Annotated in this window: 18 protein-coding genes; 7 read left to right on the top strand and 11 right to left on the bottom strand. The window is 71.6% G+C overall.

Going from position 1 to position 18,571, the window contains the following annotated elements:
- Positions 1-10 precede the first annotated feature (10 nt).
- Together ACWDXC_RS25930 and hisC are read left to right on the top strand one after the other, a co-directional pair.
- Positions 11-676 carry an NUDIX hydrolase gene (locus tag ACWDXC_RS25930; protein WP_449986158.1) on the top strand — a complete coding sequence of 222 codons (666 nt, stop codon included), beginning with the start codon at positions 11-13 and terminating at the stop codon, positions 674-676.
- A gap of 38 nt (positions 677-714) precedes the next feature.
- On the top strand, positions 715-1,776 hold the full coding sequence (gene hisC / locus ACWDXC_RS25925; RefSeq protein WP_449986156.1) for a histidinol-phosphate transaminase: 1,062 nt from the start codon (positions 715-717) through the stop codon (positions 1,774-1,776).
- Between the two features lie 16 nt (positions 1,777-1,792).
- On the opposite strand, the gene ACWDXC_RS25920 is transcribed toward hisC, so the two are convergent.
- Positions 1,793-2,731, bottom strand: coding sequence for an EamA family transporter (locus ACWDXC_RS25920; RefSeq protein WP_449986154.1), 939 nt, complete (start codon positions 2,729-2,731; stop codon positions 1,793-1,795).
- A gap of 162 nt (positions 2,732-2,893) precedes the next feature.
- Here ACWDXC_RS25920 and ACWDXC_RS25915 point away from each other — a divergent pair, with 162 nt between their 5' ends.
- Positions 2,894-3,340, top strand: coding sequence for a rhodanese-like domain-containing protein (locus ACWDXC_RS25915; protein ID WP_449986152.1), 447 nt, complete (start codon positions 2,894-2,896; stop codon positions 3,338-3,340).
- A gap of 267 nt (positions 3,341-3,607) precedes the next feature.
- Here ACWDXC_RS25915 and ACWDXC_RS25910 read toward each other — a convergent pair whose 3' ends face one another.
- The 4 genes from ACWDXC_RS25910 to purD form a co-directional block, all read right to left on the bottom strand.
- Positions 3,608-4,897, bottom strand: a complete 1,290-nt coding sequence (locus ACWDXC_RS25910; protein ID WP_219498955.1) for a GTP cyclohydrolase IIa — start codon at positions 4,895-4,897, stop codon at positions 3,608-3,610.
- Between the two features lie 201 nt (positions 4,898-5,098).
- Positions 5,099-6,364: a UDP-N-acetylglucosamine 1-carboxyvinyltransferase gene (gene murA / locus ACWDXC_RS25905; RefSeq protein WP_219498957.1), complete on the bottom strand. Its 1,266-nt coding sequence runs from the start codon at positions 6,362-6,364 to the stop codon at positions 5,099-5,101.
- A 78-nt stretch (positions 6,365-6,442) separates the two neighbouring features.
- The gene (locus ACWDXC_RS25900; protein WP_449986149.1) at positions 6,443-7,279 is read right to left on the bottom strand and encodes a phosphoribosylaminoimidazolesuccinocarboxamide synthase; all 837 of its coding nucleotides are present in this window, start codon (positions 7,277-7,279) and stop codon (positions 6,443-6,445) included.
- Positions 7,276-8,493, bottom strand: a complete 1,218-nt coding sequence (gene purD / locus ACWDXC_RS25895) for a phosphoribosylamine--glycine ligase (RefSeq protein ID WP_449986147.1) — start codon at positions 8,491-8,493, stop codon at positions 7,276-7,278. The genes ACWDXC_RS25900 and purD overlap by 4 nt, the downstream gene beginning before the upstream one ends.
- Before the next feature lie 325 nt (positions 8,494-8,818).
- On the opposite strand from purD, the gene corA reads away from it, so the two are divergent.
- Positions 8,819-9,931, top strand: a complete 1,113-nt coding sequence (corA, locus tag ACWDXC_RS25890; protein ID WP_449986146.1) for a magnesium/cobalt transporter CorA — start codon at positions 8,819-8,821, stop codon at positions 9,929-9,931.
- Here the strand turns inward: corA and ACWDXC_RS25885 are convergent, their stop codons facing one another.
- Together ACWDXC_RS25885 and ACWDXC_RS25880 are read right to left on the bottom strand one after the other, a co-directional pair.
- Positions 9,932-10,837 (bottom strand): glycerophosphodiester phosphodiesterase family protein, encoded by a 906-nt coding sequence (locus ACWDXC_RS25885; RefSeq protein WP_449986144.1) that lies wholly within the window; start codon positions 10,835-10,837, stop codon positions 9,932-9,934.
- A 64-nt stretch (positions 10,838-10,901) separates the two neighbouring features.
- Positions 10,902-11,321, bottom strand: coding sequence for a GNAT family N-acetyltransferase (locus ACWDXC_RS25880; protein WP_219498966.1), 420 nt, complete (start codon positions 11,319-11,321; stop codon positions 10,902-10,904).
- A gap of 173 nt (positions 11,322-11,494) precedes the next feature.
- Between ACWDXC_RS25880 and ACWDXC_RS25875 the strand changes: the two genes are divergently transcribed.
- Positions 11,495-12,064: a GNAT family N-acetyltransferase gene (locus tag ACWDXC_RS25875; protein ID WP_449986142.1), complete on the top strand. Its 570-nt coding sequence runs from the start codon at positions 11,495-11,497 to the stop codon at positions 12,062-12,064.
- Here the strand turns inward: ACWDXC_RS25875 and ACWDXC_RS25870 are convergent.
- From ACWDXC_RS25870 to fbaA, 3 genes are all read right to left on the bottom strand, one after another.
- Complete coding sequence (locus tag ACWDXC_RS25870) at positions 12,045-13,328, bottom strand: adenylosuccinate synthase (protein ID WP_219498968.1); 1,284 nt, start codon at positions 13,326-13,328, stop codon at positions 12,045-12,047. The genes ACWDXC_RS25875 and ACWDXC_RS25870 overlap by 20 nt on opposite strands.
- Positions 13,329-13,426: 98 nt before the next feature.
- A complete protein-coding gene (locus ACWDXC_RS25865) occupies positions 13,427-13,837 on the bottom strand; it encodes a DUF3151 domain-containing protein (RefSeq protein WP_219498970.1) in 411 nt (136 codons plus the stop codon).
- 34 nt (positions 13,838-13,871) lie between these two features.
- The gene (fbaA, locus tag ACWDXC_RS25860; RefSeq protein WP_219498972.1) at positions 13,872-14,894 is read right to left on the bottom strand and encodes a class II fructose-bisphosphate aldolase; all 1,023 of its coding nucleotides are present in this window, start codon (positions 14,892-14,894) and stop codon (positions 13,872-13,874) included.
- Between the two features lie 135 nt (positions 14,895-15,029).
- On the opposite strand from fbaA, the gene ACWDXC_RS25855 reads away from it, so the two are divergent.
- A complete protein-coding gene (locus ACWDXC_RS25855) occupies positions 15,030-15,452 on the top strand; it encodes a hypothetical protein (protein ID WP_219498974.1) in 423 nt (140 codons plus the stop codon).
- Between the two features lies 1 nt (position 15,453).
- Here the strand turns inward: ACWDXC_RS25855 and pyrE are convergent, their stop codons facing one another.
- On the bottom strand, positions 15,454-15,987 hold the full coding sequence (gene pyrE / locus ACWDXC_RS25850; RefSeq protein ID WP_219498976.1) for an orotate phosphoribosyltransferase: 534 nt from the start codon (positions 15,985-15,987) through the stop codon (positions 15,454-15,456).
- A 121-nt stretch (positions 15,988-16,108) separates the two neighbouring features.
- Here pyrE and ACWDXC_RS25845 point away from each other — a divergent pair, with 121 nt between their 5' ends.
- Entirely contained in the window at positions 16,109-18,436 is a 2,328-nt protein-coding gene (locus tag ACWDXC_RS25845; protein WP_449986139.1) for a sigma factor, read from the top strand.
- The last annotated feature ends 135 nt before the right edge of the window (positions 18,437-18,571 follow it).

Raw genomic sequence — 18,571 nt, 5'->3', positions numbered from 1 at the left:
CGTGCCTGGCATGGTTCCGAGCATCCCGGTCAGCGTCGACCTGGTCGTGCTCACCGTGCGACACCAGGCGTTGAGCGCGCTCGTGTGGCGGCGCGACAACCCGCCGTTCCTGCGCCGCTGGTCGCTTTCGGGCGGGTTCATCCAGCTCGACGAGGACCTGCCGGCCGCGGCCCACCGCATCCTCGCCGAGCGCGCCGGCCTCCCGGGCGCCCCCGTCCACCTGGAGCAGCTCCAGACCTACGGCTACCCCGACCGCGACCCACGCCAGCGCGTCCTCAGCGTCGCCTACCTCGGCCTGGCCCCCGACCTGCCCGCCTCGGAGAAGGCCCACATGAGCTGGCAGCCGGTCGACACGCTGACCGTCATGGCCTTCGACCACCGCCGCATCATGCTCGACGGCGTCGAGCGGGCCCGCAGCAAGCTCGAATACACCGCGCTGGGCGCCGCCTTCTGCCCGCCGGAGTTCACGGTCGCCGACCTGCGCCGCGTGTACGAGATCGTCTGGGGCCGGACGCTCGACCCGCGCAACTTCCACCGCAAGGTCACCAAGGCCGAGGGCTTCCTCGTCGAGACCGGCGCCACCACCACCCGCGACGGCGGCCGCCCGGCCAAGCTCTACCGCCGCGGCCCCGCCGAGCTGCTGCATCCCCCGATGCTGCGCTCCCAGAAGGAGTGACCGGGAAGGCCCCCGACCGGCTGCCATAAGGTAAGGCCATGCCTCGTTTCCGCACGATTCTGGACACGATGCCCGCCTACAAGCCGGGCAAGGCCGTCACCACCCCCGACGGCCGGTCGTACAAGCTGTCCTCCAACGAGTCGCCCTACGACCCGCTGCCTTCGGTGGTGGAGGCGATCGCCGAGGGGGCACGGCAGGTCAACCGCTATCCCGACCCCGGCGCGATCAAGCTGACCGAGGCGATCGCGGAGCGGTTCGGGGTGCCGTTCGAGCACATCGCGCTGGGCGCCGGGTCCGTGACGGTGGCGCAGCAGCTGTTCGAGACCGTGGGCGAGCCGGGCGCGGAGGTCGTCTACGCGTGGCGGTCGTTCGAGGCGTACCCGCTGCTGGCCGACCTGTCCGGCACCACGTCCGTACGGGTGCCGCTGGCCGACGAGCGGCACGACCTCGACGCCATGGCGGAGGCGATCACGCCCGAGACCCGCATGGTGTTCGTGTGCAACCCGAACAACCCGACCGGCACGGCGGTCCGCGAGCGCGAGCTGGTGGCGTTCCTCGACCGGGTGCCGCAGGACGTGCTGGTGGTGCTGGACGAGGCCTATCGGGAGTACGTGCGTGACGAGTCGGTGCCCGACGGCCTGACCCTCTACCGTGACCGGCCCAACGTGTGCGTGCTGCGCACGTTCTCCAAGGCGTACGGGCTGGCGGGGCTGCGGGTCGGCTACCTGGTCGGGCACGAGCCGGTGGCGACGGCGGTGCGCAAGACGATCATTCCGTTCGCGGTCAACCACCTGGCGCAGATCGCCGCGATCGCCTCGCTGAAGGCCGAGGACGAGCTGCTCGAACGGGTCGACGCGGTGGTCAAGGAGCGCACCCGGGTGCGCGAGACGCTCATCGCCCAGGGCTGGACGGTGCCTCCCACGGAGGCGAACTTCGTCTGGCTGCGCACCGGCGAGCGCACGATGGACTTCGCCGCCGCCTGCGCGGTGGAGGGCGTGGCGGTGCGGCCGTTCGAGGGCGAGGGCGCCCGGGTGTCGATCGGCGACCCGGAGGCCAACGACGCCTTCCTGACGGCCGCGGGCGCGTTCCTGAAGGACTAGGGCCTGTCCCGAGGGGTCAGACCTTCACCGCCTCCCCTTCGGCCTTCCTGGACGCTCTGGAGCGTCGCTCGGTGGACACCACGAGGGCGACGCCCACCAGGATGACCAGACCGCCCAGCACGACCTGACCGGTCACCTGCTCGTCGAGCACCAGCATGCCGAGGAGCACCGCCACGACCGGGTTGACGTAGGCGTACGTCGACACGAGCGAGATGGGCGCGTTGCCGAGCAGCCAGCTGTAGGCGGTGAAGCCGATCAGCGAGCCCACGAGCACCAGGTAGGCCAGCGCCGCCCACGAACGGCCGGAGACCGCGGCGAGGTCGAGCCGCTCGCCGGCCGTCAGGCCCACGGCGATCATGCCGGCGCCGCCGACCACCATCTCGATCGTGCTGGCGGCGAACGGGTTGGCGGGCATCTGGATGCGGCCCGACAGGAACGAGCCGATCGACCAGGACGCGGACGCCACCAGGATCACCACGACGCCGGCCGTGTCGCCGGTCGCGCCGCCGCTCAGTGACACCGCGGCGACCCCGGCGAAGCCGACGAGCACCCCGGCGAGGGTGAGCACGCCGGGCCGGTCCCTGGCCGCGATGCGGAAGACCACCAGCCACAGCGGCACCGAGGCGACGAGCAGGGCGGCCAGGCCGCTGGAGATGTGCTGCTCGGCCACCGCGACCATGCCGTTGCCGCCGGTCAGCAGCAGCAGGCCGACGAGCGCGGCGCCGCCGAACTGCCGGCGCGTCATCCGGAACGCCGCCGTGCCCTTGCGCACCAGCAGGATCCCGCCGAGCAGCACCGAGGCGGTGATGAAGCGCAGTGCCCCGCTGAGCATGGGCGGCATCGTCTCGATGACGATGGCGATGCCGAGGTAGGTGGAGCCCCAGACCACGTAGACGATGGCCAGCGCTCCCCACACGAGGAGCGAGGATCGCCGGTCAGTGGTGTCACGTGTCATGACTCATGACAATAGACCCCGGCTCCGACAGCTTCCCGGCGGGTACCGGACGAGGAAATCTGGCGAGATCTTATCGATAGTCGGCATTCGTGCCACTTTTCCGCCGGCGAGCGGGCTGACAGCATCGAACCCGTCCCCGACCTGCGAGGAAACGAGAGAACCATGCCCGTTGCGTCCGTCGTGACCGCCGTGCCCGCCGCCGACACCCCGGCCGCGCTCGCCCACTTCGCCGCCCGCCTGGCCTTCGAGACCGACGTCGCCGACGTGGCCGCCGACCTGGCCGCCGGGGTCACGGGCCTGGTCGTCGTCGACTCGCGCGACGTGAGGAGCTGGGACCAGGGCCACATCCCCGGCGCGCTCCACCTGCCCACCGCCGAGATCGCCGCCCGCGCCCCCGGCCTAGTGCCGCCGGACGCCACCGTCGTGACCTACTGCTGGGGGCCCGGCTGCAACGGCTCCACCCGGGCCGCGCTGGAGTTCGCCAAGCTGGGCTACAAGGTCAAGGAGATGATCGGCGGCTTCGAATACTGGGCCCGGGAGGGGCTGGCCGTCGACTCGATCGACGGGCCCGCCGGTCGCCCGGTGGACCCGCTCACGTGCGCCTGCTGACGGAGAGCGGCGGAGGCTTTTGGTGCCCCCGTCCGAATCCCGTCGATCGGGGGCGTCGCCATTCATACCCGTGTTCCGGCGCGGCCAACCCCTGAAATCTCACCCAGAGTGAAGACGACCCACCCCGCACCCGGTGAAAAGGCCCGCCGCCGTACACCCCGCACCCGGCGAAGAGGCCCGCCGCCGTACACCCCGCACCCGGTGAAGAGGCCCGCCGCCGTCAGAGGGGGAAGGGATGACGGCGGGCCCGTACCTGGAGGAGGAGCGTCAGCGCGGGCCGAGCTTCTCCACGATGAGCCGGTAGAGCTGGCGCGGGCGCCCCGGCTGCGGCGTGCGGTTCGGCGGCAGCGGCCACGCGAGTCCCTCGTCAACCAGCGTGCGCAGCAACCGCCGAGCCGTACGCGGCGTCACCCCCAGCATCTTCCCGGCGCCCTCGGCGTCCACCACGGTGTCGCCGCCCTCCAGCTTGGCGGCCAGCCGGGCCAGCACCTCGACCCCCTTCGGCTTGAGCGCCGTGGACCCCGTCGGCGGCATCCGGGGCGCGGGGATGAGCGCCCGCCCCTCCCGGTCCACCGCGAACCCCTGGGCCTGCTTGCCCGCCTGCGTGCGCGCCAGCGCGGCCCGTGCGTGCGACTCGGCGTCGTGCGTCGTGCGGCCCATGCCCACGCCCACCTCGACCGCCAGCCCCAGCTCGTCGCGGATCCTGGCCGCGAACGGCAGCACCCGGAACCCGTCGGTGGCCGAGGCGATCGACCCCCGGGTCGCGGTGACCAGGTAGCTGTGGTCGTCGATCGGCCACACCGTGGCGTTGATCCGATTGGCCTCCTGGACGAGCAGCCGGTGCAGCGACAGCCGCAGCTCGTCCCGCCAGTAGCGGGGAGCCGCGCGCCGTACCGGCTCGCGCAGCGTCGGCACCTCCACCAGCACGACCGTGAGCTGTGACTCCTCAAGCCGGTGATGCGCGCCCAGCAGCGCGGCCGTGTGCAGCGCGGTGCGCACCGCCGCCGACGTCGGCCGCACCCGGATGACCGGCACGCCCGCCGCCTGCAACCGCTCCGCCACCGCCGGCAGGCACGTCAGCGCTCCCGTCGTGGCGCCCTGGCGCGACAGCCGCTCGTGGAAGGCGGCGATCGTCCCGGTCGCGCCGGGCTCGTCACGGCTGTGCACGTCCGCCGCCGGAATCCCGAGATCGGTGTACGCCTCCTCGACGTCGGCCCGGCTGACCACGTCCACGCTGACCCGTTGCGGGTCGACGCGCGGATCCAGCGCCGCCTTGGCCAGTGCCGCCACCAGTGCCGCCCCGCCCAGCTGGACGTACGTGGCGGGCATCGTCAGCACGCCGGAACGCCTCGCCAGGTCGTACGGGACCGGGCTGGCGAACAGGCACGCGTCGACGCCCGGGCCGAGCCGGGTCACCTTGTCGGGCGCCTCCTGCTCGTCACGGTAGGCGGCCGCCACAAGACGGCACGGCAGCGGCGCCGCCGCGTGCCCCATGAGCATGACCCGCTCGACCAGATCATGGGGCCCGACCACGCCAATAGTGAGGTCCGGTGTCATGGCGCCCGGGCGTGACACTCGGGGTGTTTCTTCGGCCCTCTCGACCAATGTTCGTCCCATCCTGCGATCCGATGCAGTGCTCTCTTTTGGAACGATCGCTCGCGGGGGCCGTAATGTCACGCCCGACTTTTCCGGAAAGACGTTCTGGTTGACCGTCCGTCAAGGTGTTTTAGCAGCTCAACGGGGTTTTCCAGGCTCTTTTCAGTCTTCGGAAATCTCTCGTGTAATGTCCGCGCCGAGTGCCCGCATTCGCACGGCGAGATCTGCGTGGCCGCGATCGATCAGGTAACCCGAGTCGATGACGGTCTCGCCTTTGGCCGCCAGTCCGGCGAGAACCAGGGCAATACCGGAGCGCAGATCATGGGCGGTTACTCGGGCGCCGGCGAGAGGCGTGGCGCCGCGCACGATCGCCCGGCTGCCGTCGACCTCCACGTTGGCGCCCATCTTGTTCAGCTCGCCGGCCAGGGCGAAACGCCCGTCGAAGATCCGCTCGTGGATGTAGCTGGTGCCGTCGGCCAGCGCGGCCACCGTCATCATCGGCGACTGCAGGTCGGTGGCGAAGCCCGGGTAGGTGTCGGTGATGATGTTGATCGGCCGCAGCGGCCGGTCGCAGCGCACGTGCAGCACCGCGCCCTGGCGGGCGAAGTCGACGCCCATCTGCTCCAGCTTGTAGCGGACGACGCCCAGGTCGAGGCCGGTGCCGACGAGGCTGAGCTCGCCCTGCGTGATGGCCGCCGCCATCGCGAACACCCCGGCGTCGAGCCGGTCGGGCATCACCGTGTGCTCGACGGCGTGCAGCTCCTCGACGCCCTCGACGGTGATGAAGCCGGTGCCGCCGCCGCTGATCCGGGCGCCCATCTTGGTGAGCATGTCGATGACGTCGAGCACTTCGGGCTCCAGCGCCGCGTTCTCGATCACGGTGGTGCCCTTGGCCAGGGCGGCGGCCATGATCAGGTTCTCGGTGCCGGTGTGGGACGGGGTGTCGAGGTAGAGCGTGGCGCCGGTCAGGCCGGACGCCTTGACGTGGATGACGGTCTCGCCCTCGTCCACCACTGCGCCCAGCCGCTTGTAGCCCAGGTAGTGGAAGTCCAGGTTGCGGCTGCCGAGGTTGCAGCCGCCGACGCCCTCGACGATGGCCTCGCCCAGCCGGTGCAGCAGGGCGGGCGTGAACAGCACGGAGCCGCGGAAGCGCCGGGCGATCTCGGCGGGCAGCACCGGCCTGTTCAGGCGGGAGGCGTCGATCACCAGCGTGCGCTCGGACTCGTGCAGCTCGACGTAGGCGCCGACGCACTCGGCCAGCTCGACGGCGCGGCGCACGTCCTCGATGATCGGCACGTTGCGCAGGACGGTGCGGCCCTTGGCGGCCAGCAGGGCCGCGCCGATCATCGGCAGCACGGCGTTCTTCGCGCCCTGGATGAAGGCGGTTCCACGCAGTGCGTTGCCACCGCGCACGCGGTAACGGACCATTCCTGCGGCTCCTTGCAAATTATCGGTGGGGCTAGATCCGGCCAACAGTAGCCGCTATCACCACGTGACCCGGCCGAATCATCCGGTAAAGGAAGTGCCCGTAAGGCGCTCGTAGGCGTCGAGATAGCGCTGCCGGGTGCGCTCGACCACGTGGTCAGGAAGGCGCGGTGGGGGGTTTCCGGAGTTTTTGTCCCATCCGGATTCGGGCGACGTTAGCCAATCCCGGACATACTGCTTGTCGAATGACGGCTGAGAACGTCCCGGCTGCCACTCGTCGGCCGGCCAGAAGCGCGAGGAGTCAGGCGTGAGCACCTCGTCCCCCAGCGTCAGCACCCCGTCGGAGTCCCAGCCGAGCTCGATCTTCGTGTCGGCCACGATGATGCCGCGCTCGCGGGCGATCTCGGCGCCCCGCGCGTAGACGGCCAGCGTGATCCGGCGCAGCTCCTCGGCCGTCTCCGCGCCGACCTCGGCCACCACCCGCTCGAAGGCGATCGGCTCGTCGTGCTGCCCCATCGGCGCCTTCGTCGACGGCGTGAAGATCGGCTCGGGCAGCCGCGAGCCGTCCTCCAGCCCGGCCGGCAGCGCCACTCCCGACACCGTGCCGGTCTCCCGGTATTCGGCCAGCCCGCCGCCCGTCAGATAGCCCCGGGCCACGCACTCGACCTGGACCATCTCCAGCGGGCGCACCAGCACGCCACGCGGCTCGGCGCCCCCCGCCACCACGTGGTTGGGCACCACGTCACGCAACTGCTCGAACCACCACAGCGACATCTGCGTGAGGATCGCCCCCTTGTCGGGGATGTCGGGCTCCAGCACGTAGTCGAACGCCGAGATCCGGTCGGATGCCACCATCAGCAGCAGCCCGTCGTCCGTCTGGTAGAGATCGCGAACCTTGCCGGAATGCAGGTGCTTCATCGGGCGATGTCCGTCCGGTAGTGGGAGCCGCGCAGCTCGACGCGCGAGACCAGCTCGTAGGCGTTGCGCCGGGCGCTGTCCTGGTCGGGACCGGTGCCCACGACGGTCAGCACCCGCCCGCCGGCCGACACGATCCCGCCGTCGCCGTCGCTCGCCGTGCCCGCGTGGAGCACGTACGCGCCGGGCGTCGGCTCCAGCCCGGCGATCACGTCGCCCTTGACCGGCGCCTCCGGGTAGCCCTCCGACGCGATCACCACCGCCACCGCCGCGCCGTCGCGGAACACCGGGTCAGGCCCCAGCTCGCCGGTCGCGCACGCCATCAGCAGCCCGCCCAGCGGCGTCTCCAGCCGGTCGAGCACCACCTGCGTCTCCGGGTCGCCGAACCGCGCGTTGAACTCGATCACCTTCGGGCCCTTCGACGTCAGGGCCAGCCCCACGAACAGCACGCCCTGGAAAGGCAGCCCGCGCCGGCCCAGCTCCCCGATCGTCGGGTGCACGACCTCGCGCATCACCTGGTCGGTCAGGCCCTCGGGCGCCCACGGCAGCGGCGTGTAGGCGCCCATCCCGCCGGTGTTGGGCCCGGCGTCGCCGTCGTGGGCCCGCTTGAAGTCCTGCGCCGGCTGCAGGGCCACCGCCGTGCTGCCGTCGCACAGCGCGAACAGCGACACCTCGGGCCCGTCGAGGAACTCCTCGATCACCACCCGGCCGCACGCCCGCGCGTGCTCCAGCGCCGCGTCGCGGTCGCCGGTCACCACGACGCCCTTGCCCGCCGCCAGCCCGTCGTCCTTGACCACGTACGGGGCGCCGAACTCGTCGAGCGCCGCCGCGGCCTCCTCCGGCGTCACGCACACCCGGGACCGCGCCGTCGGCACGTCGGCCGCGCGCATGATCTCCTTGGCGAACGCCTTGGAGCCCTCGATCATCGCCGCCTCCCGGGACGGCCCGAAGCACGCGATGCCCGCCTCGCGGACCGCGTCGGCCACGCCGGCCACCAGCGGCGCCTCCGGCCCGACGACGACCAGATCCACCCCCAGCCGCCCGGCCAGCCCCGCGACCTCCTGCGGGTCGAGCGGATCGACGCGGTGCAGGGTCGCGACCTCCCCGATCCCCGGGTTGCCGGGGGCACAATGAAGCTCGCCGACCTGCGGGTCGAGGCGGAGCGAACGGCACAGGGCGTGCTCACGCCCACCGGATCCAATGACTAGAACGCGCACCCGCCCATTCTCGCAGCCCACCGCCCCGAACCGGCCCCGCCCCCGGGGAAGCCGCCGGAACCGGTGCGGAGTTCGTCGGCGTGTACGCGGCGCTTGACTGGCGCTCCTGTGGTAAGTTAGGGCGGCTTTCTGGCGTCCCCACGCGATTGGAGGTGGTCCGGGATGAATCCTGGTGATCCCAGCAGTACGTGCTCACCCACGTACTCCCCGAATACCCCCGACCACTCCAATCCGGCAGCCTGATCGTGCCTCCACGCATGCGTGTTGATTGAGGTGACTTTTCGTCGCGCGTGGAGCGTGCCAGGTCGGGCGGAAAGGGACTGCCATGCGCTCGTCCACGCTTTTCCGTCGCATCAACCGTCACCCTGTGCAGCCGCACGCCCCGCGTCAGCGCCCGCAGCCGGTGCGTGAAGCCTGCGTGCCCCCTGTTGACTCCATCGTCGAGTACGGCGCGTACATCGACGGCAAGAAAGCTCCCGCCACCGGCATAGCCGAGTCCGTCGAGCTGGTCCGCGCCCACAACCGCGTGGCCTCGGCCGGGCCCCGGGCGTTCGTCTGGGTCGGGCTGCACGAGCCCGCCGCGCCCGAGGTCGAGTGGCTGGCCGAGGTGTTCGGCCTGCACCCGCTGGCCGTGGAGGACGCGGTCAAGGCCCACCAGCGCCCCAAGGTCGAGCGCTACGGCGATTCGCTGTTCATGGTCCTCAAGACGATCGCGTACCTGGACCACGACGAGCTGACCGCCACGAGCGAGATCATCGGCGCGGGCGAGATCATGGTGTTCCTCGGCGTCGACTTCGTGGTGACGGTGCGTCACGGCGAGCACTGCCCGCTGGCGGAGGTGCGCGAGCGGATCGAGACCAAGCCGGAGCTGCTGGAGCGCGGCCCGGCGGGCGTGCTGCACGCGATCTCCGACCACGTGGTCGACCGCTACCTCCAGGTGGCCGACCTGATGCAGCTGGAGCTGGAGGAGGTCGAGGCGACGGTGTTCGCCGACGTGAGCTCCCGCGACATCAACCGGATCTACCAGCTCAAGCGGGAGATGCTGGAGCTCAAGCGGGCGGTGACGCCGCTCCAGGCGCCGCTGGCGGCGCTGCCCCAGCGGCGGGTGATCCCGTCGGAGATGCGCGAATACTTCCGTGACGTGGGCGACCACCTGTCGAGGGTGTGCGAGCAGGTCGAGTCGTCGAACGAGCTGTGCAGCTCGATCCTCCAGGCGGCGCTGGCCCGCTCGAACGCGCTGGCCAACGAGGACATGCGCAAGATCTCGTCGTGGGTGGCGATCCTGGCGGTGCCGACGATGATCGCCGGCATCTACGGCATGAACTTCGACTTCATGCCGGAGACCAAGCAGGTGTGGGGCTATCCGGCGGTCCTCGCGGTGATGATCTCCGCCTGTGTGCTGCTGCACCGCGGTTTCCGCCGCAACGGCTGGCTCTGACTAGACGCCGACGGGCTTGAGCGGCTCGACGGGGTCGGGCAGCTCCAGGCCCCGTTCGGCCCACACGGCGCGCATGCGGTCGGGATAGTCGGTGACGATCCCGACCGCGCCGAGGTCGAGCATCCGGGCGGCGAGCGCGGCGTCGTTGACGGTCCACACGGCCACGTCGAGCCCGGCGCGTGACGCCTGCGCCATCAGCTTCTCGTCGACCATCACGTGCTCGGGGGAGAGCGTGGTCGCCCCGGCGTCGCGGGCGGCGGCGGGGACGTCGTCGCCGAGCGGGCCGTTCCAGCCGAGCGTGGCGCGTTCGACGAGCGCGAAGCGGCGCGTGTCGGGCGCGAGCTTGGCGGCGTAGCCGATGATGCGCCAGTCGAAGCTGAGGATGGCGGCGTTGCGCAGCCTGTTGTGCCGGTCGAGCTCGTCGACCACCATCTCGGTGTAGAGCTCGGGGTCGGGCGTGAGCGCGGGCCTGGTGGGGTCGGACTTGAGCTCGACGTGCACCCGTACGCTCTCGGCCGCGTAGGCGTTGACCAGCCCGAGCACGGCGCCGAGCGTGGGCATCCGGGTCTCGGGCATCGCGACCTGGGTGAGCGCGAACGGGTCGTCGGGATGGCGCGGCAGCCGCACGCCCACGTCGAGCGTGCGCAGTTGCGCGAGCGTCAGCGCGTTGATCGGCTTGCCGACGTACGGGAACGCGGGGTCGCCGGGCGTGACCGGGCGGGTGTCGGTGCTGGTCACGGCCGAGACCGTGAGGTCATGCGTCAGCACGAGGCGCCGGTCGGCGGTGAGCGCCACGTCGAGCTCCAGCGCGTGGACGCCGAGCTCCATCGTGCGGCTCATGCCGGGCAGCGTGTTTTCGGGCCAGAGGCCTCTCGCACCCCGATGACCATGTATCTCAACGCGCACACCGGGGACCCTACCTGGCCCGGCGTGCCTTCACGCGCCGCCACGCCGTGCCCATTTTGTACGGTTACGGGCTTTGTTCGTAGGTCCATGAGTAGACGACCTGGTCCCATTCCGGCGAACCGCCCGCGCTTTCGTACGTGGCCTGGGCCGGTTCGTTGTCCTCGCCGGTGGCCGTCCACAGCCCGTAGCAGCCCCGCTCGCGCGCCAGCCTGCCGAGCGCCAGCACCAGCGCCCTGGCGATGCCCTGGCCGCGGTACGCCTCGTCGACGCCGAGCTCGTACAGGAACATCTCGGTGCCCTTGTCGGGGTGGGTCATCTCGACCCCGGTGACCATGCCCGCGGGGACGTCGTCCACGTAGGCGACGAGCAGGTGGTGCCTGTCGTCGGCGAGGAACCTCTCGGTGGCCTCGCGCTCGGGCGCCGCGTCGAAGAGCCGGCCGGCCGCCTCGACGGCCTCGGAGCGGGTGACGCGTCGGATGTCCATGAGGGGGAGAGTAGGCAGCTCATCCCGATGATCGCACCCGAATTTAACGCGATAAATGCAACAGTCTTGCAATAAGATGCACAACCATGACGGGGGCTCTCAAAACTACCCAAATAGACACGGTCAGGGCATGGGTCGACGGGTGGGTGATCTCCCGCGACACCCCGCCCCCCGTGCCCGAACCCTGGGGCTACCGCGTGGACGTCGGCCTGCCCGGCCACCTCGTCCGCCACATCCTGCCCGCCCCGACGCCGGCCCTCATCCAGCACCTGACCGGGACGATCACCGCCCCCGGCACCTGGCTCAAGCTCTGCGCCCCGGCCGACCTGATCGCGCCCTGGCTGCCCGCCGGCTGGGACATCGAGCCGCCCGAGTTCATGATGACCGCCGCGCTGCGCCCCGAGCCCGTCAAGGCGCCCGCCGGCTACACGGCGGCCGTCACCACCCGCTCCGGCGTCACCGTCGCCCGCCTCCTCACGACGGCGGGCGAGATGGCCGCACGCGGTCAACTGGCCGTCGCCGGCCGCACCGCCGTCGTCGACCGGGTCGAGACCGCCCCCGGCCACCGGCGGCGCGGCCTCGGCAGCGTCGTCATGCGCACACTGACAGCCGCCGCCCACGCGGCGGGCGCCACCGGCGGCGTGCTGGTGGCCACCCCCGAGGGCCGGGCGCTCTACGAACGCCTCGGCTGGCGGCTGCACTCGCCGATGACGGCGGCCGTGCTCAGATCAGCGAGCGGATGACCAGCGTCTGGTCACGGCCCGGGCCGACGCCGATCGCCGAGATCGGCGCGCCGCTCATCTCCTCCAGCGTGCGCACGTACGCCTGGGCGTTCGGCGGCAGGTCCTCGAACGTCTTGGCGCCCGTGATGTCCTCCTGCCAGCCGGGGAACTCCTCGTAGATCGGCTTGGCGTGGTGGAAGTCCGTCTGCGTCATCGGGATCTCGTCATGCCGCGTGCCGTCCACGTCGTACGCGACGCACACCGGGATGCGCTCCAGGCCCGACAGCACGTCGAGCTTGGTGAGGAAGAAGTCCGTGACGCCGTTGATACGGGTCGCGTACCGGGCGATGACCGCGTCGAACCAGCCGCAGCGGCGGTTGCGGCCGGTCGTGACGCCGTACTCGCCGCCCGTCTGGCGCAGCCACTCGCCCATCTCGTCCTCCAGCTCCGTGGGGAACGGGCCGGAGCCGACGCGGGTCGTGTAAGCCTTGAGGATGCCGATCACCCGCGTCAGCCGCGTCGGCGGGATGCCCGAGCCGGCGCAGGCGCCGCCCGAGGTGGGCGAGGACGACGTGACGAACGGGTAGGTGCCGTGGTCGATGTCGAGCAGCGTGCCCTGCCCGCCCTCCAGCAGCACGAACTTGCCCTCGTCCAGCGCCTTGCTCAGCACCAGCGAGGTGTCGGCGATGTGCGGCTTGAGCCGCTCGGCGTAGCCGAGGTACTCCTCCAGGACGGCCTCCGGCTCCAGGCCCCGCCGGTTGTAGAGCTTGGTCAGCACCTGGTTCTTCTCGCCCAGCGCGACCTCGATCTTCTTGGCCAGGATGCCCGGGTCGAGCAGGTCCTGGACCCGGATGCCCACGCGGTAGATCTTGTCGCCGTAGGCCGGGCCGATGCCCCGGCCGGTGGTGCCGATCTTGGCCTTGCCCAGATAGCGCTCCGTGACCTTGTCCAGCGCCTTGTGGTGCGGCATGATCAGGTGCGCGTTGGCGGAGATGAGCAGCCGCTCCGCGGAGATGCCCCGCTCGGCCAGGCCGTCGATCTCCCCCAGCAGCACGCCGGGGTCGATGACGACGCCGTTGCCGATCACCGGGACCACCTCCGGCGACAGGATGCCCGTAGGCAGCAGGTGAAGCGCGTATTTCTGGTCACCGATGACCACGGTGTGACCCGCGTTGTTGCCACCCTGGTAACGGACGACGTAGTCGACGTCGCCACCGAGCAGATCGGTGGCCTTGCCCTTGCCCTCATCGCCCCACTGGGCGCCCACGAGAACGGCAGCCGGCATTGTTCAGTCTCCCGAGCACAAAACGAAACCCCTGGCGCAAGCGCGACAGGGGCTCTTGCGTAGAGAGACTACCCGAACGTGCGCATTCGTCCCAAGGGCTAGCCCTTGGTCAGCGCGTCGTAACCCGTCTGGGTGCTGTCCCTGAGGAACTGCGCGCACCGCTCGGCCTCGTCCTTCTCGCCGATCGCCTGAGCCGCCCGCGACAGCGCGTACAGGCAGCGCAGGAACCCCCGGTTCGGCTCGTGCTCCCACGGGATCGGCCCGTGTCCCTTCCAGCCGCTGCGGCGCAACTGGTCGAGGCCCCGGTGATAGCCGGTGCGGGCGAACGCGTAAGAGGTGACGGCGTGACCCTGCGCGAAGTATTCCTCTGCGAGCGCGGCCCAGGCCGCCGGGAAAGCGGGGAAGCGGGCGGCCACGTCCGAGGCCTTGGCGCCGGATTCCAGGGCCTCCCGAGCCTCGGGCAGGTCCGGCAGGTGAGTCGGGGGTGGCCCGGCGAGAAGGTTATCCATAGGACAAGTCATACCCGCCGGGCCGCGTACGTGGCTAGGAGATCTTCGTCCCACTGGACTTCAGGTGCTCGCACGCCTCGGCCACCCGGGCCGCCATGCCCGCCTCGGCCGCCTTGCCGTAGGAGCGCGGGTCGTACGCCTTCTTGTTGCCCACGTCGCCGTCGACCTTGAGCACGCCGTCGTAGTTGCGGAACATGTGGTCGGCCACCGGCCGGGTGAACGCGTACTGCGTGTCGGTGTCGACGTTCATCTTGACGACGCCGTACGAGATCGCCTCGTGGATCTCCTCCAGCAGCGAGCCGGAGCCGCCGTGGAAGACCAGGTCGAACGGCTTGTCCTTGCCGTACTTGGCGCCCACCGCGTCCTGGATCTCCTTCAGCACGCTCGGCCGCAGCTTGACGTGACCCGGCTTGTAGACGCCGTGCACGTTGCCGAACGTGGCCGCCAGCATGTAGCGGCCCTTCTCGCCCAGGCCGACGGCCTCGGCCGTGGCCAGCGCGTCACCGGCGGTCGTGTAGAGCTTCTCGTTCATCTCGCCGACGACGCCGTCCTCCTCGCCGCCGACGACGCCGATCTCCATCTCCATGATGATGTTGGCGCGGGCGCACTTGTCGAGGAGCTCCTTGGCGATCTCCAGGTTCTCCTCCAGCTCCACGGCCGAGCCGTCCCACATGTGGGACTGGAACAGCGGGTCGAGGCCCTTCGACACCCGCTCCAGCGAGATGTCGATCAGCGGCCGCATGAAGCCGTCGAGCTTGTCCTTGGGGCAGTGGTCGGTGTGCAGCGCCACCGTGACCGGATACTTGGCGGCCACCACCCTGGCGTACTCGGCCAGCGCGGTCGCGCCCGTCACCATGTCCTTGACCGTGGCCCCGGACAGGAACTCGGCGCCACCGGTGGACACCTGGACGATGCCGTCGCTCTCCGCCTCCGCGAAGCCGCGCAGCGCCGCGTTAAGGGTCTGGGACGAGGTCACGTTGATCGCCGGATAGGCGAACCCGCCGGCCTTGGCACGGTCGAGCATCTCGGCGTAGACCTCTGGAGTCGCGATAGGCATGAGTCATCTCCCTGAGAAGTAACGGCTTCGCGCAGCCAGTATCCCGGTCTGTTACCCGCCGTGGTAGAGACAACGCCCGCGCGATCTTTCGCGACCATCCGGAACGGAGCGTTACCACCGGGTACTCTCCCCACTGTGGGACGCCACAGGTCGGATCCGATGGGCCTCGCCCGCATGGCACTCGCCGTGCTGGCGGTCATCGCCGTGGTGGCGCTGCTGGTCATCGGCGTGCGGGCACTGCTCAGCTCGCTCGACACCACGGCGCCGCCCGGCCGCGCCCACACCTCGGGCACGCCGTCGAGCGGCGGCCGGGTGCCCACCGTGCGCATCGAATGCCTGGCCGACACCTGCCCGATGGTCACCGTCCGGGTTCCCGGCGGCGACGTGCTCCAGCACCGCGACATGACCCGCGGCGAGGAGGTCAGCTACTACGAGCCGGAGCTCGACGTGGTGCTGACCGACGCCGGCACCGTACGGGTCACCGAGAACGGCAGCACCAGGCCCCGCGGCGACGCGGGCGAGCAGGAGGAGTTCACCGTCACCGGCCCCGGCGAGTGAGTCAGAGCCCCAGGTCGGCGAGCGTGAAGGCGGTGCGGTAGTCGAGGCCCTCCTCGGCCATCCGCGCGGCGGCGCCCCGGTCGACGATCGTCGCCACGGCCACCACCTCGGCGCCCGCCTCGCGCAGCGCCTCCACGGCGGTCAGCGGCGACGAGCCCGTCGTCGAGGTGTCCTCCACCGCCAGCACCCGGCGGCCCTTGACCTCCGGGCCCTCGATCCGGCGCTGCATGCCGTGCGCCTTCTGCGCCTTGCGCACCACGAACGCGTCGAGCGAGCGCCCCTGCGCCGCCGCCGCGTGCAGCATGGCGGTCGCCACCGGGTCGGCGCCCAGCGTCAGCCCGCCCACGGCGTCGAACTCCAGGTCGGCCGTCAGCTCCAGCATCACCCTGCCGACCAGCGGCGCGGCGACCCCGTCGAGCGTGATGCGGCGCAGGTCGAGGTAGAAGTCGGCCTCCCGCCCGGAGGAGAGCACCACCCGGCCGTGCACGACGGCCTTCTTCTTGATCTCGGCCAGCAGGCTGTCGCGGTCACTCATGCCCCCAGCTTAGGACCACCGCTCCGGGGGCCTGACGCAGGCAAAGACACGCGATCGGTTTAACCACGGGGGTGGGTGCGGAATGACTCCCAGGGCAACGGTTCGTAACCGTGAGGTCACTATGAGTGCCGAAACATCCCAGAGCGACGCAGAACTCATCCAAGCCGTCCGAGGAGGCGACGCCACCGCATACGGCCGGCTCTACGAACGCCACGTCGCCGCCGCCCGCGTCCTGGCCCGCCGGCTGGTGCCCGACGACGAGGCCGAGGACGTGGTGGCCGAGGCGTTCACCCGGGTCCTCGACGTGATGGGCCGAGGCGACGGCCCCGAGGCCGCCTTCCGCACCCACCTCCTCACCGTCGTCCGGCGCACCGCCGACCACCGCACCCGCCTGTCCACCGGCCCCGAGACGGCGGACGACGAGCCCGTGCGCGCCCCGGCCGCCGTCGCCTACCAGTCGCTGCCCGAGCGCTGGCGGGCCGTCCTGTGGCACGTCGAGGTCGAGGGCGCCCGGCCCGCCGAGGTCGCGCCGCTGCTTGGGCTGTCGGCCAACGGCGCGGCCGCGCTCGCCTACCGCGCCCGCGAGGGACTGCGCCAGGCCTACCTGCAGACCCGGCTCACCGCCTCGCCGCCCCTGGAGTGCCGCCCGGTGCTCGGAAAGCTCGGCGCGTACGTCAAGGGCGGGCTGACCAGGCGCGAGTCCAAGCCCGTCGACGAGCACGTACGCGGCTGCGACGCCTGCCGTACCGTCCTGGCCGAGCTGACCGACGTGCGCCGCGCCCTGCGCACCGTCGTCGCGCCGCTCCTGCTCGGCCCCGCCGCCGGCGGCTACGTCGCCGCCATGTCCTCGCCCGTCAGGCTCCGCGTCCGCCGCACCCTCGCCTGGGTCCGCGCCCTGCCCGGCCGCCAGCACGTCGTGGTCGCCACCGGGGCGCTCACCGTCATGGCCGTCGCCGCCGCCTTCGCCCTCGTCTCCGCCGACCGGCCCGGGACCGCGCCGGTCTCCCAGCCGCTGCCCATCGAGCCGTCGCACGCCGAGCCGCCGTCGTCCCGGCCGCGCCCCGCCCCGCCGTCGCGCGTCCCCGCCCGCGAATCCGCCGGTCCGCCTGCCGGATCCCCCGCCAAGGCCCGTCTGACGGCCACGATCAGCGCCATGGGCGCCCTGGTCCGCGACCGCCCCGGCATCGTCGCCATGCGCCTGCGCAACACCGGCAAGAAGGCGACCGCCCCGGTCTACGCCGCCATCGACCTCCCGCCGGGTGTCACCCCCGTGCCTCCCGGCGCCCGGCCCTCCGGCGTCACCTCCTCGACGCGCACGTCCCCCGCCACGCACGGCCGGGCCGCCCCCGTCGGCGCGGTCGACGGCTGGTCCTGCCGGCTGGCCGGGCGCGGCGTCAGGTGCGCCAGGCGGCCGCTCGGGGCGGGCGAGGCCACGGCGGTGTTCCTGCGCGTCCAGGTCGCCCCCGCCGCCCCCGGCGGCGAGGGGCCCACGCTCAGGGTCGAGGCGGGCCCGCTCCGAGCGCGCGCCGAGTCGGCTGCGGGCGTACGCGCCTCTGGGGCCCCCGCCAGGTTCGCCGCGGACGGCAAGGTCGCCGTACGGGCCACGGGCAACTCGTTCGTCGACTGCCCGGACGGTCACGACGACTGCGCGATGGCCCGGCGACGCCACGGCGACCAGCGCGACAACGACCTGTGGCCGATGCGCCCGCAGGACCAGGACGACGAGCCTGACACGTCCGTCTCCAGCGCGGCCCGGCTCGCCCTGCCCAAGGGCGCCCGCGCCGTCTGGGCGGGCCTCTACTGGTCCGCGGGCGCCCCGGAGGCCGACGAACCCCAGGAGGTCGCGCCCGTCAGGCTCAGGGCCCCGGGCCGCAAGCGTTACGTGGAGATCCGGCCGACCCACGTCGACTGGGCGGAGCTGCCGTCAGGCCCCGCCTACCAGGCGTTCGCCGAGGTCACCAGCCTGGTCAACGCCGTCAACAGGTCCGGCACGTGGTGGGCCGCCGCCCCGCCCGCGGACCTGCCCGGACATGCCGGCTGGAGCCTGGTGGTCGTCGTCTCCGCCCCGGACGTCCCGTACAGCAGGGCCGTCGTCCTCGACGGCGCCGCCGTGGTCGGCGGCGAGCACGATCTCGTACGGATGCCGCTCGGCGGGCTGGGACGCGGGGCGGCCGACGCCAGGGCGCAGGTCGTCGTCTGGGAGGGCGACGCCGATCTGAAGGGGGACAAGGTGTCGCTCGGCACGGGTCCGCTCACGCCGTCGGGCGGCGACCGCGACCGGGACAACGTCTTCGACGGCTCGTCCGGCGGGGCCGGCGGGATGACGTTCGGGGTCGACGTGGACACGATCACCGGGCGGCTCGGGCCGCGGCCGTGGGTGTCGATCGCCTCCGAGCGGGACGCGGTGATGTTCGGGGTCGCGGCCGTGAGCGTGCGCGCAGAGCCGTGACCAATAACGGGACAAAATGGTACCGTGCGGCTTGTTGGTCAGGCATAACGTCGGCGGCGGGGCGAATCGTCGGGATTAACCCTCGCGCGATCACTTGCTTTCATTACCCTGGGACAGGGCCGCCGAGTCCGGCTC

Source organism: Nonomuraea sp. NPDC003214, from assembly GCF_053590035.1.
The sequence above is the reverse complement of the archived record's forward strand: the minus strand, read 5'-3'. Positions and strand labels throughout refer to the sequence as shown.

Coding starts and splice junctions, on each gene's coding strand:
- ACWDXC_RS25930 (WP_449986158.1), top strand. CDS start 11: ATGGTTCCGAGCATCCCGGTCAGCGTCGACCTGGTCGTGCTCACCGTG.
- hisC (WP_449986156.1), top strand. CDS start 715: ATGCCTCGTTTCCGCACGATTCTGGACACGATGCCCGCCTACAAGCCG.
- ACWDXC_RS25920 (WP_449986154.1), bottom strand. CDS start 2,731: ATGACACGTGACACCACTGACCGGCGATCCTCGCTCCTCGTGTGGGGA.
- ACWDXC_RS25915 (WP_449986152.1), top strand. CDS start 2,894: ATGCCCGTTGCGTCCGTCGTGACCGCCGTGCCCGCCGCCGACACCCCG.
- ACWDXC_RS25910 (WP_219498955.1), bottom strand. CDS start 4,897: ATGACACCGGACCTCACTATTGGCGTGGTCGGGCCCCATGATCTGGTC.
- murA (WP_219498957.1), bottom strand. CDS start 6,364: ATGGTCCGTTACCGCGTGCGCGGTGGCAACGCACTGCGTGGAACCGCC.
- ACWDXC_RS25900 (WP_449986149.1), bottom strand. CDS start 7,279: ATGAAGCACCTGCATTCCGGCAAGGTTCGCGATCTCTACCAGACGGAC.
- corA (WP_449986146.1), top strand. CDS start 8,819: ATGCGCTCGTCCACGCTTTTCCGTCGCATCAACCGTCACCCTGTGCAG.
- ACWDXC_RS25880 (WP_219498966.1), bottom strand. CDS start 11,321: ATGGACATCCGACGCGTCACCCGCTCCGAGGCCGTCGAGGCGGCCGGC.
- ACWDXC_RS25870 (WP_219498968.1), bottom strand. CDS start 13,328: ATGCCGGCTGCCGTTCTCGTGGGCGCCCAGTGGGGCGATGAGGGCAAG.
- ACWDXC_RS25865 (WP_219498970.1), bottom strand. CDS start 13,837: ATGGATAACCTTCTCGCCGGGCCACCCCCGACTCACCTGCCGGACCTG.
- fbaA (WP_219498972.1), bottom strand. CDS start 14,894: ATGCCTATCGCGACTCCAGAGGTCTACGCCGAGATGCTCGACCGTGCC.
- pyrE (WP_219498976.1), bottom strand. CDS start 15,987: ATGAGTGACCGCGACAGCCTGCTGGCCGAGATCAAGAAGAAGGCCGTC.
- ACWDXC_RS25845 (WP_449986139.1), top strand. CDS start 16,109: ATGAGTGCCGAAACATCCCAGAGCGACGCAGAACTCATCCAAGCCGTC.